This window comes from Microcystis sp. LEGE 08355, from assembly GCF_015207185.1.
GTDB classification, from domain to species: Bacteria; Cyanobacteriota; Cyanobacteriia; order Cyanobacteriales; family Microcystaceae; genus Microcystis; species Microcystis panniformis.
The window spans coordinates 1-2,195 of sequence record NZ_JADEXI010000703.1 but is presented as its reverse complement, the minus strand read 5'-3'; the positions used below and the strand labels follow the sequence as shown (position 1 = coordinate 2,195).

General features: G+C 47.8%; 1 protein-coding gene. It reads left to right on the top strand.

Annotation, left to right across the window (positions count from 1 at the left end):
* Positions 1-360 precede the first annotated feature (360 nt).
* A partial coding sequence (gene carB / locus IQ242_RS23105; RefSeq protein WP_193961561.1) for a carbamoyl-phosphate synthase large subunit occupies positions 361-2,195 on the top strand: 1,835 nt, incomplete at its 3' end.

Sequence of the window (2,195 nt, the reverse complement as noted above, 5' to 3'; positions counted from 1 at the left end):
GGTGTAGGGTTTTACCGATTTTCATCTGGTCAATTACCTAATTTTCAGGGAAAAAGTACCTGAATTTTCCCCCCGCTCACTCCCTAAGCCGGTACTTTTGGATTGACAAAAAGTCTAAAAGTCTTATCCAGCAAGGTTTTTAGATTTATTCAGCAAGCCCTACCTATCTGGTGATCGGTTGGGTGTTGGGGAGCGGGGAGATAGTGAACAGTCGCTAGTACAAGGCTCAGATCTGATCACTGATTCAAGGCTGAAGGCTGAGGGACACAATAAGGTCATTAAACCTAAATAAAGCTTTAGGGAATAGAGGGTGACAACATATACAATGATTGGGGTTTATCGTCAAGCAACCCTAAGCCTATGCCACGCCGTGATGACTTACAAAAAATCCTAATCTTGGGCGCTGGCCCGATTGTCATCGGACAAGCCTGTGAATTCGACTATTCGGGAACTCAAGCCTGTAAAGCCCTACGAGAAGAAGGTTATGAGGTAATTTTAGTCAATTCTAACCCCGCCTCGATCATGACCGACCCGGAAATGGCCGATCGCACCTACATTGAACCAATTTTGCCAGAAATTGTCGAGAAAATTATCGCCAAAGAACGCCCCGATGCGATTCTACCGACTATGGGTGGTCAAACTGCCCTAAATACCGCCGTCGCTTTGGCCAAAAGCGGCGTTTTAGAAAAATATAACGTGGAACTGATCGGGGCAAAACTTCCCGCTATTGAAAAAGCCGAAGATAGGGAACTATTCAAAAAAGCAATGGAGAAAATCGGTGTTCCCGTCTGTCCTTCGGGGATTGCCAACAATTTAGAGGAGGCAAAAGCGATCGGTCATCAGATCGGTTCCTATCCTCTCATTATCCGGCCGGCCTTCACTTTAGGAGGAACGGGGGGCGGTATTGCCTATAACCAAGAAGAATTTGAACCGATGGCCGAGTATGGGCTAGATTGTTCGCCTACATCGCAAATTCTCGTCGAAAAATCCCTAATTGGCTGGAAAGAATACGAATTAGAGGTAATGCGCGATCTAGCCGATAACGTGGTGATTATCTGTTCGATCGAAAACTTTGACCCGATGGGGGTCCATACCGGCGACTCGATTACGGTTGCGCCCGCCCAAACCCTAACCGATAAAGAATACCAACGCCTCCGGGACTATTCTAAGGCAATTATTCGGGAAATTGGCGTAGAAACCGGCGGCTCGAACATCCAATTCTCCGTTAATCCCACTAACGGCGACGTAATCGTGATTGAGATGAATCCCCGGGTATCCCGTTCTTCGGCCCTAGCATCGAAAGCCACGGGATTCCCGATCGCTAAATTTGCCGCTAAACTAGCAGTAGGCTACACTTTAGACGAAATTCCCAACGATATAACCAAAAAAACCCCGGCTTCCTTTGAACCGACTATCGATTACGTCGTCACCAAAATTCCTCGCTTTGCCTTCGAGAAATTCCCCGGCTCCCAACCGATTCTAACCACCCAGATGAAATCCGTCGGGGAAGCCATGGCTATCGGTCGAACTTTCCAAGAATCCTTTCAAAAAGCTCTTCGCTCCCTAGAAACGGGACGTTTTGGCTTTGGTTGCGATAAAATCGAAACTCTCCCCCCCCTCTCGGAAGTCCGGGCCGGTTTGCGGACACCTAACCCCGAACGGGTTTATAGTATCTATCATGCTTTTAAATTGGGCATGAATGGGGAGGAAATCCACGAACTAACCGGGATCGATCCCTGGTTCCTCGATAAATTGGCCGATTTGATGGAAACCGAGAAGTTTCTCAAACGAACTCCCCTGAAAAGTCTCAGCCAAGAGGACCTATTCGCTATTAAACAACAGGGTTTTAGTGATCGCCAAATCGCCTTCGCCACCAACAGCAGCGAGGACGAAGTGAGAAGTTATCGCAAGGGTTTAGGTATTGTTCCCGTCTATAAAATGGTGGATACCTGCGCGGCAGAATTTGAGGCCCTGACACCCTATTATTATTCCACCTACGAACGGGTAGAATCGGAAGTTTTACCCTCCGATAAACGCAAAGTGATGATCCTTGGTGGTGGCCCCAATCGCATCGGCCAGGGGATAGAATTTGACTACTGTTGTTGTCATGCCGCTTTTTCCCTCAGTAACGCCGGTTTTGAGACGATTATGGTCAACTCTAACCCGGAAACTGTCTCCACCGATTACGATACCAG